At 61.7% G+C, this 14,956-nt stretch carries 12 protein-coding genes; 7 read left to right on the top strand and 5 right to left on the bottom strand.

Annotated features, from left to right (window positions below):
- The first annotated feature begins 190 nt into the window (after positions 1 to 190).
- Positions 191 to 2,638, top strand: coding sequence for an Ig-like domain repeat protein (locus ACI3KW_RS16565; RefSeq protein ID WP_404848994.1), 2,448 nt, complete (start codon positions 191 to 193; stop codon positions 2,636 to 2,638).
- Positions 2,639 to 2,665: 27 nt separating this feature from the next.
- Here the strand turns inward: ACI3KW_RS16565 and ACI3KW_RS16560 are convergent, their stop codons facing one another.
- From ACI3KW_RS16560 to ACI3KW_RS16540, 5 genes are read right to left on the bottom strand one after another with little or no spacing between them, the layout of a single operon-like run.
- A complete protein-coding gene (locus ACI3KW_RS16560) occupies positions 2,666 to 3,565 on the bottom strand; it encodes a nucleoside hydrolase (RefSeq protein ID WP_404848993.1) in 900 nt (299 codons plus the stop codon).
- Between the two features lie 34 nt (positions 3,566 to 3,599).
- Positions 3,600 to 4,580: a sugar phosphate isomerase/epimerase family protein gene (locus tag ACI3KW_RS16555; RefSeq protein ID WP_404848992.1), complete on the bottom strand. Its 981-nt coding sequence runs from the start codon at positions 4,578 to 4,580 to the stop codon at positions 3,600 to 3,602.
- Positions 4,577 to 6,076 carry an FGGY family carbohydrate kinase gene (locus ACI3KW_RS16550; protein WP_404848991.1) on the bottom strand — a complete coding sequence of 500 codons (1,500 nt, stop codon included), beginning with the start codon at positions 6,074 to 6,076 and terminating at the stop codon, positions 4,577 to 4,579. Before ACI3KW_RS16550 ends, ACI3KW_RS16555 begins: the two co-directional genes overlap by 4 nt.
- On the bottom strand, positions 6,073 to 7,029 hold the full coding sequence (locus tag ACI3KW_RS16545) for a transketolase family protein (RefSeq protein WP_404848990.1): 957 nt from the start codon (positions 7,027 to 7,029) through the stop codon (positions 6,073 to 6,075). Before ACI3KW_RS16545 ends, ACI3KW_RS16550 begins: the two co-directional genes overlap by 4 nt.
- On the bottom strand, positions 7,029 to 7,823 hold the full coding sequence (locus tag ACI3KW_RS16540; protein WP_404849059.1) for a transketolase: 795 nt from the start codon (positions 7,821 to 7,823) through the stop codon (positions 7,029 to 7,031). The genes ACI3KW_RS16545 and ACI3KW_RS16540 overlap by 1 nt, the downstream gene beginning before the upstream one ends.
- A 375-nt stretch (positions 7,824 to 8,198) precedes the next feature.
- Between ACI3KW_RS16540 and ACI3KW_RS16535 the strand changes: the two genes are divergently transcribed.
- The 6 genes from ACI3KW_RS16535 to ACI3KW_RS16510 all read left to right on the top strand — a co-directional run bounded on the left by ACI3KW_RS16535 (position 8,199) and on the right by ACI3KW_RS16510 (position 14,929).
- On the top strand, positions 8,199 to 9,023 hold the full coding sequence (locus ACI3KW_RS16535; protein ID WP_404848989.1) for a DeoR/GlpR family DNA-binding transcription regulator: 825 nt from the start codon (positions 8,199 to 8,201) through the stop codon (positions 9,021 to 9,023).
- Positions 9,024 to 9,311: 288 nt separating this feature from the next.
- Positions 9,312 to 11,219: an ABC transporter substrate-binding protein gene (locus tag ACI3KW_RS16530; RefSeq protein WP_404848988.1), complete on the top strand. Its 1,908-nt coding sequence runs from the start codon at positions 9,312 to 9,314 to the stop codon at positions 11,217 to 11,219.
- 68 nt (positions 11,220 to 11,287) lie between these two features.
- The gene (locus ACI3KW_RS16525; RefSeq protein WP_113122595.1) at positions 11,288 to 12,289 is read left to right on the top strand and encodes an ABC transporter permease; all 1,002 of its coding nucleotides are present in this window, start codon (positions 11,288 to 11,290) and stop codon (positions 12,287 to 12,289) included.
- Positions 12,286 to 13,197: an ABC transporter permease gene (locus ACI3KW_RS16520; protein WP_404848987.1), complete on the top strand. Its 912-nt coding sequence runs from the start codon at positions 12,286 to 12,288 to the stop codon at positions 13,195 to 13,197. Before ACI3KW_RS16525 ends, ACI3KW_RS16520 begins: the two co-directional genes overlap by 4 nt.
- Positions 13,194 to 14,108, top strand: a complete 915-nt coding sequence (locus ACI3KW_RS16515; RefSeq protein ID WP_404848986.1) for an ABC transporter ATP-binding protein — start codon at positions 13,194 to 13,196, stop codon at positions 14,106 to 14,108. Before ACI3KW_RS16520 ends, ACI3KW_RS16515 begins: the two co-directional genes overlap by 4 nt.
- Positions 14,105 to 14,929 (top strand): ABC transporter ATP-binding protein, encoded by an 825-nt coding sequence (locus tag ACI3KW_RS16510; RefSeq protein WP_404848985.1) that lies wholly within the window; start codon positions 14,105 to 14,107, stop codon positions 14,927 to 14,929. The genes ACI3KW_RS16515 and ACI3KW_RS16510 overlap by 4 nt, the downstream gene beginning before the upstream one ends.
- Positions 14,930 to 14,956 lie beyond the last annotated feature (27 nt).

Raw genomic sequence — 14,956 nt, 5'->3', positions numbered from 1 at the left:
TTTGTATGGGTGACATTCGTGCGCGGCTGTCACCCATCAGCCGTCCGGCGCGGGGACGGGCCGGCTATTTCCTCGACCGAGATTCAGCATTGGCATGGCATTGATCGTGACCTTGTTTTCCCGACCCATGGAGCATGCGGCATTCCAATCCGGGTGGAAGAGCGCATGCCGCACTTGGTTTTCCGCCCTTATGCTGGCGGCGCTCACGGTGCTGCTCAGCGCGCCAGTGCAGGCCGCCCCGCCCACCATCATGCAGCAGCCGGCTGATGTGACGACAGCGGCAGGGCAATTCGTCACCTTCTCGGTTGTGGTCGCCGAAGATGACGTCTCCTACCAATGGCAAGTCAGCACCGATGGTTTGAGTTTCGCGACCGTTCCGGGAGCAGATGGCAGCAGCCATACCTTCAAACCGGTTCGCGTTGCCGATAGCGGTCACCGCTATCGCGTCGTGGTCAGCAAGGATGGCGAGACCGCCTATTCGAGACCCGCGATGTTGACGCTCACCAAGGCGGTTTCAATAGTGATCGTGGATGACCTTCCAAGCGGCAGGGTCTATGGGCAAACCGTCGTCATAAAGGCCCTGGTCATCGGAACCAGTGCCCCGCCCAGTGGCGAAATAGCCTTCATGGACGGCAGTACCAGGATTGGTGGCGCCACATTCGAATCCGGCAGCGGTGCCAGCCTCACCCTGGCAACCGACCAACTTGCCGCCGGCCTGCATACCATTGCCGCCATCTATTCGGGTGACGTCGACCATGAGCCAGGCGTCAGCAGCCCTGTTACCATCGACATCGCCAAGGCGGAGCAGAGCATCTATTTCGACACCATTGCGCCTCGGGAGGCGGTGGTGGGGCAGACCTATGCGGTGAGCGCCCACGCCATCCGGGTCAGTGCGAGCGTGCCCGTCGAGGTGAGGGTCGAAAGCAGTGGCATCTGCGCCATTTCCAATGGCGTGGTCACGTTCCTCAAGGGCGGCGATTGCGTGCTGAGCGCGCAGCATCCGGGCGACGCCAATTTCAACGCCTCGCGCCAAGCCATCCAGACCATAGCCGTGATCGGGGATACGCCGACACCGGACTTCAGCTTCTCTCCACCCTCAGGCGCCCTGCCCGATGCCATGGTTGGCGAAGACTATAATCAGCCGATATCGGCTGTTGGCGGCACCGCCCCCCTGCTCTATAGCCTGCTCTCCGGCACATTGCCGGCCGGCATGGTCCTCAACGTTTCCACCGGCACGCTGAGCGGTCCGCTGGATGCGAATAGCCAGGGCGATTACAGCTTCACCATTCAGGTCCGCGACAATACCGGCGCGACCGGTGCAGCCAGTTACACGCTCAAGGTCGGTGAACGCACCGTCACGGTGCCCGATCAGCAGATCGAGGTCCCGCCCGGCTCCACCCCGGTTAATGTCGATCTCACCCGCGGGGCCACCGGCGGCCCCTTCAGCGCCGCCGACATCATCTCCGTCACGCCGTCCAATGCCGGCACCGCCTCCATCGTGCGCGGCGAATTCGCTCAGGCCGGACCGGCCGGGCCGCTCGGCTGGTATCTGAAGTTCATTCCGGACCCCGCCTTTTCCGGCCGCGTGCAAGTCGGTTTCCGGCTGACCAGCGCTTTGGGAAGCTCCAATACCGGGACCGTCACCTATGTGCTCGCCCATGATTCAGCGGCGATCGCCGCCGAGATCGGCGGGCTGGTGCAGGACTTCGTGCAGGCCCGGCAGGGCCTGATCGCCTCGACGATCAAGGTTCCCGGTCTGGTGGACCGGCGCAACATGGCACTATCCGCCGATCCGATAGCATCGCGCTTGCAGCCAACCGAGCAAGGGATGGCGCTGGGCTTCTCCACCAGCCTGGCGCAACTGGAAGCGGCCGATGCGGGCATTGCGGTGGCCGTTGCAGCGCCGTTCAATATGTGGGTCGACGGGACGCTGTTGATGCACCAGAGCGATGCCGGCGACAACCAATGGGGCAGTTTCGGCATGATCTCGGCCGGTGCCGATTATCTCGTCACCGACCAGGCGCTGATCGGCTTGTCAGTCCATTTCGATCGCATGACCGATCCGGGCGAGGACGCCGAATTGAGCGGCAATGGCTGGCTTGCCGGTCCGTATGCGTCGCTGGAACTGGGCCAAGGCGTGTTCTGGGACACAAGCCTGCGCTATGGCGGTTCCGCCAACGATATCGATACCAGGGCCTGGGATGGCACCTTCGACACGCAACGCTGGATGGCCGACACCGCAATCACCGGTCAATGGCTGCTCGACGAAGTGACCACGCTCACCCCAAAACTGCGGGCGGTCTATCTCTCGGAAACGGCGGCGGATTACACGGTCACCAACGGCCTTGGCAATGTCATCGACCTGCCCGGCTTCACCAACGAGCAATTCCGCGTCAGCCTCGGCGGCGAAATAGCCCGCCTCTATGTGCTGGAAGACGGCATGACCCTCCTGCCCAAGCTGGGCCTGACCGGCGGCTTTGCCGGGCTAGATGGTTCCGGCGCCTTCGGGCAGCTGCTGCTTGGCGTGTCCGTCGCAACAAGGCAAGGCTGGTCCGTCGATACCAATTTTCTGCTCGACATCGACGGCAATGGCCAGCGCTCCATCGGCGCCAGGCTTGGCCTGTCCGGACAGTTTTAGCGTTTTGTGCTGTTGCTGCTCGCGTCGCTAACCAAATTGCGCCAGGTCCTGCACGCCGCGGTGGAAGCGGGCCAGCTTGGCGTAAAAATCCTCAAGGATGTAGCGCACGTCGATATTGTCGTAGACCTTGATGGGCCGGTTCTTGCCGGTATGAACGTAGTTCATGTGGCTGGTGAATTCGGGCGCAGGGCGCCAGTCGGATAGCCCGCCATGGGGGTTGAGGATGACCGACAAGGCCGGAGTGTCGCCCAGCGAACGGTGTTCGATAGGACCCGGATGCACCCGCAAATTCCAGTCGATCAACTGCTCGACGAGATAATCCCCGATAGCGCCGCGGCCGGCGCAACGTTCCTGTAGCTCGGCATAGCTCACCGCCATCATGCGGTAGACGGTGGAGGGGATTTGCCAGACTTGGATATTCGAGCGCATCACCACATTGGCGGCGGCGATATCGTTCATCAGGTTGAATTCGCGCCCGCCCACCGGCCAGGCCCCGCCCCCGATCCATACGCAGATGACATTGCGCTCATTGAGCCGCGGCTCCAGCAGCAATGCGGAGGCCATGTCGGTCAATGGGCCCAGAAATGCCACATAAAGCGGGCGATCGTCGTCTGCCATGGCCTGGTCGATGATCAGCTGCGCGCCGGGCGACGGCACGGGCGTGCTCTCGTCGGGCAAGGCATTTGCTCCGCCATTGGCCACCGGGATGCGGCCGGACAGATCCATCAGGTCCAGCAATTTATCGATCTCCTCCCGGCTATCGAGCATGCTGGTTTGCGAGCGATGGGCGCCGAAATGGGCGGCGATGATGCCGTGGAAATCAAAAGTCGGCGTCAGCAGGGCATGGACGATGGTGAACTGATCGTCGGCCTCGTTCTTGGCGTCGGTATTAAGGATCAGGCGGGCGCGTTTTTCGCGGGGCAGCATGGCGGCTATCCTGTTAATGGCGGTCAGGTCCGGCTCAAAACGAGCCGAACAGGGCTTTCTGGGCGATGCGAAGAGCGCCGATGGCGTCGTGCTTGCTCTGCGCCTCCTTGAGCGCGTCGATATCGAGCGCCTCGAGGCCGCGGGAAGCCGCCTTGAGGAAGTCGATGGCATGAGTCGCCGTGGCGACGCTGTCCTCGCGGAACGGGAATTGATCGAGCTGCCAGACGCCTTCCCACTTGTTCTTGCGAAGCACATAGAAGAACTCGAACAGTTCGATCGGGTGCAGGCTGCCCGCCACCAGATCGTCATCCCAGGAGCGGTAATTGTCGTTGACGTCCATGCCGAAGAGCCGCCCATAGTCGATCGCCATCTGGGCTGAATCGGCCGCGGACTCGCCGCCGAACAAAGCGTGGCCGAAATCGAGCAGGATGCCGACATTGGGTAGCCCGATCTTTTCGATGCCGAGCAGGGTGCGGGCGAGGGAATCAAAGCTCATATGCACGCGCGGCTCGCGCGGCTTGTATTCAATGACGAATTTGAGGTCCGGGTTTTCGCTTGCGAGCTGGCCGACGCCATCGAGCGAGTGCTTCCACAGCGTGCCATGATCGACCTGGAAGGGATAATCCCAGCCATCCTGGCCGGGCCACAGCTTGACATAATCGGCCTTGAAGAAGCGCACCACGTCGCAGGCTTCGGTGATGAGTTCATGAGCGCGGCGGCGCACCCCGGCATCCGGATTGGTGAAGGCGCCCTTGGCAAATTCACGAGTATAGATTTCCGGCGTGATGCCGATGACCCCGAGATTGTTGCGATCAAGCGCCGCCTTGATCTGGGCATTGCTGAATTCACCGCCGAAGAACGGGTAGTTGATATCGACCACCGAGAGGTCCTTGACCTGGCCGGCCAGGTCGATGGCCTCGATGACGCTGCGCGGCGTGCCATAGCCATCGGTCGCGTAGCGATCCACATAGGTGGCAAAATGCCAGATGCCGGCGCCATAACGCTGGTTGCTCATCGAAATCCTCCTCTTTCGGGTCCCGTTTCGGGTTGGCTCAGGGTGCGCGCGACGGCCATGTGCCAGCGCGTCAGATGCTCATCTCGCTCCGCCGCCGACATGGCGGGTGCATACAGTTCGGCCGCCGCCACCGGCGCCGTGTCATGCCCGAGGGCTGCATGCGCCAATGCGGCGGCGCCAAGGGCGCTGACTTCCGCGGCGGCAGCAACGGCCACCGGTCGGCCGATAATGTCGGCCTGGAATTGCATCAGGAAGCCGTTGCGCGAGGCGCCGCCATCGGCGCGCAACTCGGCAAGCGCCGTGCCGGTATCCTGCTCCATGGCGGCCAATACGTCCGCCACCTGGAACGCAATGGCCTCGAGCGCGGCACGGGCCAGATGAGCGCGGTTGGTGCCCAGCGTCATACCGGTAATGGTGCCGCGCGCATCGGCCCGCCAATGCGGCGCGCCCAGGCCCACCAAGGCGGGCACGAAGGCCACACCATTGCTGTCCGAAACCGTCGCGGCGAGTTCGGACAGGGCTGTGGCATCGGCAAGGCCGAGCATGTCGGCCATGAATGCCGCCGCCTGCCCCGAAACCGAGATATTGCCCTCAAGCGCATGGACTGGCCCGGCGGAGGTGCTCCAGGCAATGGTGCTGGAAATGCCATGGCGTGACAGCACCCGTTCGCCGGTGAGCGCCATCAGCGAAGTGCCGGTGCCATAAGTCGCCTTGACCATGCCGGGCTTGCGCACGCCATGGCCATAAAGCGCGGCATGGGAATCCCCGATCATGGCGTGGATGGGAATGCCGCCCGGTAGCGCCGAGGCTCCCGCGACCGTCTCGCCGAAGCGGGAGTCCGATGGCATGACGACGGGCAGGAGCGTCAGTGGCACATCGAACAGGCGCGCCAGTTCGGCATCCCAGGCCATGGTCTGGGTATTGAACAACTGCGTGCGCGAGGCGTTGGAATGGTCGGTGGCATGAACGGCGCCGCCGCTCAGATTCCACAACAGCCAGGTGTCAACTGTTCCAGTCCGCAATTGGCCGGCTTCGGCCCGCTGGCGGGCGCCCGGCATCGTGTCGAGCAGCCAGGCGATCTTGCCGGCGGGAAAGAGCGGGTCGAGCGCCAGCCCGGTTTTCTGTTCGATGATTTCGGCATGGCCGGCGACGCGCAGGGCCTCACAGGTGGCGGCGGATCGGCGGCATTGCCAAATGATGCAGGGCCCGATGGGCTCGCCCGTCGCCGCATCCCAAACGATGATCGACTCGCGCTGGTTGGAGATCGCTACAGCCGCGATGTTCTGGGCACCCGCCTTGCTAACAATCGCAGCAATGACCTGCCGCACGCCATCGAGCAGCGCCGTGGCCGATTGCTCGGCCCAGCCCGATTGCGGATAGGACACGGCATTGGGTACCGAGGCCTGCTGCAATATGCGGCCAGCCGCATCGACCAGCAGCGCCTTGGTATTGGTGGTGCCCTGATCGATGGCGAGAACGAGATCCGGCTGGCTCATCTCTTGCGCGCGATGGTCTGGCGGGCGGCCTCGGCAATGCCGGTCTCGGTGAGGCCGAAATGCTCCATCAGCCACTCGGCCGAGCCGGTGGGCACAAAGCCCGGGAAACCCATGATACGCATGGGGACCGGCGTGTTGGCGGTGACGATTTCGGCAATGGCGCCGCCCAACCCGCCGCGCACCGAATGCTCCTCGACGGTGACGATAGCGCCAGTTTCCGCTGCGGCCAGAATGGCCGCCTCGTCCAGCGGATTGACCGTCGCCATATTGACGACACGGGCATGGATGCCCTCGTTGGCGAGGATTTTGGCAGCAGCGACGGCGCGGTGCACCATGGTGCCATTGGCGATGATGGCGATGTCGTCGCCTTCGACCAGCGTCTCGGCCTTGCCGATCTCGAAACATGCATGGCTACGCTCCAGCGCAGGCACCGGCATGCGGCTGACGCGTACGAAGACCGGGCCGTCCATGGCAGCGGCGGCACGAATGGCCTGCTCGGTCTGCCACGGATCAGCCGGAACGATCAGCGTCAGATTGTTGAACAGGCGCAGCCAGGCCATGTCCTCGATCGAGTGATGGGTGGGGCCCAGTTCGCCATAGGCGACGCCGCTCGATTGCCCGATCAGTTTCACATTCACATTAGAATAGGCAATGTCGGCCTTGATCTGCTCAAGCGCGCGGGCACTGAGAAAGCACGCCGCCGCCGACACGAACGGCACCTTACCGCCATTGGCAAGGCCCGCACCAACCGCCACGACGGTCTGCTCGGCAATGCCGACATTGACCATGCGCTCGGGCCATTTCTGCTTGAAGCCGGCCAGCTTGGACGAGCCCACGCTGTCGCTGACCACGGTGACGATCCGCGGGTCGGCGGCAGCAAGCGACTCGATAGTGGCGGCGAAACTGTCGCGGCAATCGAACAAGCCGGCCTTGGCCGGGGCTGCTGCACTCATCAGACCAACTCCGCCATGGCTTGCTCATATTGCTGTTTGTTGGGCACGCCATGATGCCAGGCTACATTGTCATGCATGAAGCTCACGCCCTTGCCCTTGATCGTATTGGCGATGACGCAGAGCGGCCTGCCCCGGCCTTTCGGATTGGCGCTGAGTACGCTCAGGAGCGCGGCGTGATCGTGCCCATCCACCATTTCGACATGCCAGCCAAAGGCCCGCCATTTGTCGTCCAGCGGATCGAGCGAGGCGGTGTCCTCGGTGCGCGCGCCCTGTTGCAACCGGTTCCGGTCGATGATCAGGGTGAGGTTTTCGAGCCTGCGATGACCGGCGGTAAGCGCGGCCTCCCAATTGCTGCCCTCCTGCAATTCGCCGTCGCCGGTCAGCACGAAAGTGCGGAAATCGGCATTGTCGATCTGGCCGGCAATGGCGATGCCGATGGCAACGGGCAGGCCGTGGCCGAGTGGACCGGTATTGGTTTCGACGCCCGCCAGGTAATTGCGATTGGGGTGCCCGTTGAGCATGCTCAGGGGCTTCATATAGCTCGATAAGTCAGCTTCCGGGAAATAGCCGGCAGCGGCGAGCACCGAATAAAAGGCGCCGGTGCAATGGCCCTTGCTCATCACAAAACGGTCGCGTGCTGGATCGCGGGGGTTTTTCGGATCGTAGCGCATAGCGCCGAAATACAGCGTTGCCAGCACATCCGCAGCGCTGAAATCGCCGCCGGGATGCCCCTGCTGGGCCTCATACACCATCTGGAAGCTGCGCCGGCGAATCCACAGGGCCTTGCTGGCGATGAGCGAAACGAGGTCATTTCTTAGCGTTGGCGCAGGTGATGACAATCTGGTCTCCAGCGGGTCGGGCCGGCACGGGCCGCCCCTGTCGGGCGTGGCGAGCAAATTGTTGCAGAGATGCAAACGCCTCCAATGGGCGCCGGCCATGCCACAGCGAAAATGCTTCCTCACAGACAGGGTGCGGTTGCTGCACCTCTTTGTTTGCATGATTGCTATCCTGCGTTTTGCTTTCATGCAATGGCGAAAAGTTTCGATTTATGTGTTTTTTCTAACTTTGCCTGTGCACCTGTTTTGCGCTTTTTCGGGTGACAAGCGCGTTTTGGTGCTTCAAACGGATAACCAGATGCTAGCACTTTACCCCTGTGTGAGGGATGCGGAATGCAGAAACCAAGATCATCCAAAGCCGGGCACGGGAGTGTCGAGGGCGGGCGGCAGCATTTGCTGGCCGAGCCGCGCCGCATGAAAATTCTCGAATGGCTGCAGGAAGAAGGCAGCGCCCGGGTACGCGATCTTTCGGCGGCCTTCGCCGTGTCCGAAGCAACGATCCGCCAGGACCTCGAGCGGCTGGATGCCGATGGCTATATCTCGCGCGAACATGGCGGCGCCTATCTGCGCTCCATCCCCCAGCAGGTTCAGTCCATGTCCCTGCAGCATGGCCAGAACATGGACCGCAAGAAACTGATCGGAGCGGTCGCCGCATCACTGGTTCGCAACAACGAAACCATCATCATCGACTCCGGCACGACGACAACGCAATTTGCCGAGAATTTGAAGTCCAGACAAGAACTTAACATCATCACCAATGCCCTCAACATCGCGTTGATCCTGGGGGCAATTCCCACCAATACGGTGCATATGCCGGCCGGCCAGTTCAAGGCGCCCACCCTGTCGCTGAGCGGAGAAAAGTCGGCGGAATTTTTCGTCGGCATCTATGCCGAAAAGCTGTTCCTGGCCACCGCCGGCATCTCGTTCGAGGCGGGCCTGACCTATCCGGCCATCGGGGACATCTATGTGAAGCGCGCCATGGTGAAAGCCGCCTCGCGCGTCTATCTGCTGGCTGACTCGACCAAGATCGGCAAGGTCTCGTTCTCTTCGCTCGGCGGGGTGGAGCTAGTGCATACCCTGATCACCGACAACGGCATCACCAAGGCCGACCGCGAAGCCTTCGAGCGCCGCGGCGTCGAAGTGCTCGTCGCCGACTAAGCGCATCATTTTCGCCTTCTAACGTTTAGCTGCGTGTTCCGCCAAAAGGGCATTGACAGCGGTTCGCTTCGACCATATTCGTTAGAAATCGCAAAAATAACGAAAATAAAAACAATTACTGCGATGCGCCCCGCAGGTAAGCGCGTGGAACGGAGGTGTCATCCCTGGTCTGACAGGCATGTTGCTGACGCAGCAGCCGACGCCAGGTTGTGGCCGATCCGTGCCCGGAATGCCTGATTTAACCGGTCGATGCTCGCATAAGCGCACGGCCGGTCGAGGAGGATACAGATGACCCGGCTTGGCCGATTTCTGCTGACGTCCGCAATGGGCGGCCTGATGACCACCGCCGCCTTCGCGCAAGGCGCCATGACCGATGTGGGAACGCCACGCAGCGAAACTCTCATCGTGCAAACCTTCGACGGGCGCTCCGCCAACCCGTCGGCACAGAACCCGCTGAACTCCTACGCCATCTGGCGCGGTTTCCGCGAGCTCGGCTGGGGCTATCTCTGGGAAATGGATACCGCCACGGGCAAATCCTATCCCGAAATGGCCGACGGTTTCCCCGAAGTGCTGAACGACGCCCATACCCAGTTCCGCATCAAGATTCGCCCGGGTATCCTGTGGAGCGACGGCGTCGAGTTCACGACCGACGACATCATCTACTCGCTCGACACCGCCTTCAAATATCGCGAGCAGCTGACCAATGTCGCCAGCGTCACCGTCTATCTCAAGAGCTATAAGAAGATCGACGACTACACCTTCGAGGTCGAGACGGTGAACCCGTCCTACGACCTGACGACCCGCTTGGGCGTCTATACCTGGGGTACGCCGTTCAACTGGGTCCCCAAACACATATTCGAAGCGCAGGGCGACCAGGTCGTCAGCTTCCAGAATGCGCCGCCAGTGACCCTGGGGCCCTATAAGGTCAAGGAATTCGACCCCAATGGCTTCTGGCAGCTGTGGGAATTGCGCGAAGACTGGCAAAAGTCGAGCTGGGGCAATCTCGGTACGCCAAAACCCAAATTCATTCTCTACAAGGATTTCGGTGCCGAAGAGACGCGCGCCCTGGCCTTCGTGCAGAACCAGTACGATGTCGACACGTTCATGAGCCCGGACAGCATCGATGCTGCCAAGGCCCGCAATCCCAAGGTCGAGACCTTCTCGGCGACCTTCCCCTATCACGACATGAACGATGCCTGCTCCTACGGCGTCTATATCAACCAGCAACGCGCCCCTTACGACAAGCCGGAGGTGCGCTGGGCACTAGCCTTGTCGCTGGACCTTTCCCAGATCGGCATCAGCGCCATGAGCGGCCAGTTCAAGGCTGCGGCCTTGCCCCTGCCCGACACCCCGATTACCGGCCCGATCTTTTACGAAGCCAATCTGCAGGCGCTCAAGGACCTGACGATCGGCGATGGCTACAAGCCATTCGATGCAGAATTCAGCACCCAGCTGGTCGAGACGCTCAAGGCCCAGGGCATTGATCCGTCCTTGCTGCCGACCGGCGACGCAATCCGCTCGGGCTTCGGTGCCGGCTGGTGGAAGCACGATCCGGCGGAAGCCGAAAAACTCCTCGGCTCGGTGGGCATCAAAAAGGGCGCGGATGGTTTTTACGCCCTGCCGGACGGCTCACCATGGGTGATCGAGTTCGTCATCCCCGGCGACTGGAACAAGGTGCTGCAACGCCTCGGCTTTTCCATCGCGGACAGCTGGCGCCAGGCCGGTTTCAACGTCAATGCGCGCCAGGTGGACAATGGCGAATACACGACCGTGCAGAACACCAATTCGCGCAACGAACTGCAGATCAACTGGTCCAATACCTGCGTCTATAACAGCAATTGGCTGGGCAACTGGAACCAGTTCCGCGAGAGCAATATCAAGCCGGCGGATTCCACCGATCCCTTGAGCGGCAATTATGCCCGCATCACCGACCAGCAAGTGCTGGACCTGGTAGCTGAAGGCGCGGCGCTGCCGCTCGACGATCCCAAATTCGTTCAGAACGGGCAGCAGATCGCCATGCGGATCGCCAGCGAGATGCAAATCATCAACCTGATGAACATCCCCACCACGATCCCGACCAACAGCACCTATTGGACGAACTTCCCCAAGCAGAACAACTTCTACGCTGCGCCCTATACCTGGTGGAGTTCCTTCAAGCAGACGGTGGTGAACATCGAGCCAACCGGCCAGCAATAGCCGGCCTGTGGGCGAGGCGGCATTCTCCCGGCCGTCTCGCCTCCCTCTTCAGCCTTGAGGTTTGATCCATGGGTGTCGTTAGCTTCGTGGCCAAACGCATCGGCCTTTATCTGGCCGTGCTGTTCATCGGCCTGACCATTACCTTCATGCTGCCGCGCCTGATGCCGATCAATCCGGTGGATGGCTATATCGGCCAGATCCAGAGCCGGGCCAATGGCACGCTGACGGCCGAGGCGATTGCCGAACTGCGAGTCAATCTCGAGCAGCTTTACGGGCTCAAGGGTGACGTGTTCACGCAATATGTGTCCTACCTAAAGCGCATCGTCCTCAGCTTCGATTTCGGCCCTTCCTTCACCTATTACCCCCAGCCCGTCTCAGCGATGATCCTCAATGCACTGCCCTGGACGCTGGGCCTGCTGCTGACCTCGACAGTGATCGCCTGGCTGCTCGGCAATATGGTCGGGCTGGTCGCCGGCTACTTCCACAAGCAGAAGGCCGCCTCGCTCCTCGAATTCGTCGGCATCCTGCTCTATCCCATCCCCTATTACATCCTGGCCGTCACCATGCTGCTGTTGCTGGCCTATATCTTCCCGGTCTTTCCGCTGTCGGCGACCTTTCCGGTGGGGCAGATGACGCCGGAGAAATTCGGCATGGTCATCTACAATTCCCTGTTGCCCGGCATCACGCTGGTGCTGGCCGGGTTCGGCTGGAATATCCTGTCGATGAAGGCGCTGACGGTGGCGACGACTGAAGAGCCATACGTCACCTATGCCCGGCTCAAGGGCACCTCGAACTGGACGCGGATGACGCGCTATGTCTTCCGCAATGCGCTGCTGCCGCAGGTGACCGCGTTGGCGCTGTCGCTGGGCATGGTGTTCAACGGCGCGCTGCTGACCGAGATGATCTTCTCCTATCCCGGCATCGGGCTGGTCATGCGCACCGCCGCCAATGGTGGCGACTACAACGTGCTCTATGGCGCCATCACCATCTCCATCATCGCCGTGGCGACCGCCGGGCTGGTCATTGACCTGCTCTATCCCCTCCTCGATCCGCGGATCCGCCACAAATGAGCATCGACGTCAACGATATCGACCCGGTGGCCATCGTGGTGGCGCCGACCCCGGCATCCACCAGCCGCAAGGGCAGCCTGATCTGGCTGCTCAATGTCCGGCTGACCCTGGGGCTGATCATCCTGTTCGTCCTGGGGCTGGGCAGCTTCATCCTGCCCAGTTTCGCGCCGGTCGACCCGTCGATCCAGGCCAGCTATATGCGCAACCTGCCGGTTTCCGGCGTGCACCTGCTCGGCACCAATGCGCTGGGGCAGGACATTTTCTGGTTCCTGGTCTTTGCCATCCGCAATTCGCTGACGCTGGGCATTGTCGTGGCTATCGGCGTCACCATCATCGCCACCGTGGTCGGGCTTAGCGCCGGCTATATCGGCGGGCGCTTCGAGCGCATCGTCATGCTGTTCGTCGATACCTTTATTACCGTGCCGCTGCTGCCCATCCTGATCATCATGGGAGCCCTGATCCGCGGCAATACCTCGTTCCTCACGGTGGGCTTCATCATCGTGCTGTTTGGCTGGGCCTGGGATGCGCGCACCGTGCGGGCCATGGCGCTGTCGCTGCGCGAGCGTGAATTCATCAATATGGCGCGCTTTTCCGGCGCCAACACCATGCAGATCCTGCTGCGGGAAATCTTCCCCTATGTATCGGCCTATATGGTGGTCGGCTTCATCAACACCGTGCTGTTCGCCATCAATACCGAGGCCACGCTGGCGGTGATCGGGCTGTCCAAGGTGGAGGTGCCCACGCTGGGCTCCATCATTTTCTGGGCGCTGAACTACAATGCCCTGTTCACCGGGCAATATGTCTGGCTGGTGGCGCCGATCATCGCCACGATCACGCTGTTCCTCGGTCTGTTCCTTACCTCCACAGGCTTCAACCAGGCCTTTGCCAGCAAGCGCGGTGTATCATGATCCGTCTGTCCGATCTCAAGATCAGCTATCACATCGGCAGCCGGGTCATCGACGCCGTGGACGGCGTGACGCTGACCATTCCCGATGGCTGCATCGTGGGCATTGCCGGTGAATCGGGATGCGGCAAGTCGACCCTGATGAAAGCCATCTACGGTGACATCCAGGCACCGATGTATCTCTCGCGCGGCAATATCGAATATGGCCTCAAGGGCGCCGATGGCCGGCCGGTGACGACTGCGAGCGTGCGCCAGGAATGGTTCAAGTCCATTTCCTACATTCCGCAGAGTTCGATGAATTCCCTCAATCCGGTTATCCGCATTCGTGACCAGTTCATCGATTTCCCTGGAACCGACAGCAATAAGCGGCGGGTCCTCGAGCGGGCGCGGGATTATATCGGCAAGCTTGGATTGGCGCCGGAAACCCTCGATTCCTATCCGCACCAATTGTCGGGGGGCATGCGGCAGCGCGTCATGATCGGGCTCGCCACCTTCTTCCAGCCGGAACTGATCATTGCCGACGAGCCGACCACCGCGCTCGACGTGGTGGTGCAGAAGGAAATCCTGATGCTGCTGATGGACCTGCAGGAGCAGATGGGCAACACCATTCTGGTGGTGTCGCATGACATGGGCGTTCACTATCAGACCACCCACAAAATGCTGATCATGTATGCCGGCCGCGTCGTAGAATATGGCGATACCGAGAGCGTTTTCGCCGATCCGCAGCATCCCTATACCAGGATGCTGATCGACTCCCTGCCGGCCATTGGCGACGACAGCATGCGCGGCGTGATGGCAAGCGCCGCCGCAACGGGCGGCGATCGAGCCTTTCGCGTGGAGCCGGTACTGGTTGAGGTCAAACCCAACCATTTCGTGGCGCGCCCAGCCGTGCAGAACGCGGGAGCCGCGGCATGACCACCATCCTCAAGACCGAAGGGCTCAACAAAGTTTATCGCCGGGGCGGACTGGTCGGGGCCCGGCACATCCATGCATTGAGCAACGTCAATATCACGGTTGAAAGCGACAAGCCGGTGGTGATCGCCGTCGTCGGGGAGTCGGGCAGCGGCAAGACGACCCTGGCCAAGACATTGCTGCGGCTGGAGACACCCACGTCGGGCCGGGCCATCGTCTATGACAGCGTGGTGGCAGGCGCGGGGGCAACACCCTCCAAGCGTGAATTCCTGGGCCTTGTGCAACCCATCTTCCAGAATCCGTTCGAGGCCTTCAGCCGTTATCGGCCGGTGGACGCCTATCTTCACGAAACAGCGCGACGCGTTGCCGGCATGGACGAGGCCCAGGCCCAAGCTGCGGTGGCCGAGGCCCTCAACAGCGTGGGCCTCAACTATGCGGAAATCCGGGGCAAATATACCAACCAGTTCTCGGGCGGCGAATTGCAGCGCATCTCGGTCGCGAGAGCGCTCATTCCGCAGCCCAAGCTGATCGTGGCGGACGAACCGGTCAGCATGATCGACGCCTCCCGGCGCATGATCATCATCAACCTGTTCAAGCGGCTGCGCGACGAAGAGGGACGCAGCTTTCTCTACATCACCCACGATCTCGCCACCGCCTATTACATCTCCGACTATGTGGCGGTGATGAACAAGGGACAGGTGGTGGAGTTCGGTGCCGCACGCGAGGTGATGAGCAATCCCCAGCATGCCTATACGCGGCTGCTGCTCGACTCCATTCCGACCACCCGCAGCCGCTGGCGTCCACGCACACCCGCGGCCGCCTGATCAAGTTTCATCGCCGGCGCCGGGCGC

Source organism: Devosia sp. ZW T5_3 (assembly GCF_044987315.1).
GTDB lineage: Bacteria > Pseudomonadota > Alphaproteobacteria > Rhizobiales > Devosiaceae > Devosia.
Note: the sequence above shows the minus strand (reverse complement) of the source record. Positions and strands in the feature narration are given on the sequence as shown.

What these genes read in the sequence shown, in the direction of transcription:
- ACI3KW_RS16565 (WP_404848994.1), top strand. Translation starts at nt 191, where the DNA reads ATGCTGGCGGCGCTCACGGTGCTGCTCAGCGCGCCAGTGCAGGCCGCC.
- ACI3KW_RS16560 (WP_404848993.1), bottom strand. Translation starts at nt 3,565, where the DNA reads ATGCTGCCCCGCGAAAAACGCGCCCGCCTGATCCTTAATACCGACGCC.
- ACI3KW_RS16555 (WP_404848992.1), bottom strand. Translation starts at nt 4,580, where the DNA reads ATGAGCAACCAGCGTTATGGCGCCGGCATCTGGCATTTTGCCACCTAT.
- ACI3KW_RS16550 (WP_404848991.1), bottom strand. Translation starts at nt 6,076, where the DNA reads ATGAGCCAGCCGGATCTCGTTCTCGCCATCGATCAGGGCACCACCAAT.
- ACI3KW_RS16545 (WP_404848990.1), bottom strand. Translation starts at nt 7,029, where the DNA reads ATGAGTGCAGCAGCCCCGGCCAAGGCCGGCTTGTTCGATTGCCGCGAC.
- ACI3KW_RS16535 (WP_404848989.1), top strand. Translation starts at nt 8,199, where the DNA reads ATGCAGAAACCAAGATCATCCAAAGCCGGGCACGGGAGTGTCGAGGGC.
- ACI3KW_RS16530 (WP_404848988.1), top strand. Translation starts at nt 9,312, where the DNA reads ATGACCCGGCTTGGCCGATTTCTGCTGACGTCCGCAATGGGCGGCCTG.
- ACI3KW_RS16525 (WP_113122595.1), top strand. Translation starts at nt 11,288, where the DNA reads ATGGGTGTCGTTAGCTTCGTGGCCAAACGCATCGGCCTTTATCTGGCC.
- ACI3KW_RS16520 (WP_404848987.1), top strand. Translation starts at nt 12,286, where the DNA reads ATGAGCATCGACGTCAACGATATCGACCCGGTGGCCATCGTGGTGGCG.
- ACI3KW_RS16515 (WP_404848986.1), top strand. Translation starts at nt 13,194, where the DNA reads ATGATCCGTCTGTCCGATCTCAAGATCAGCTATCACATCGGCAGCCGG.
- ACI3KW_RS16510 (WP_404848985.1), top strand. Translation starts at nt 14,105, where the DNA reads ATGACCACCATCCTCAAGACCGAAGGGCTCAACAAAGTTTATCGCCGG.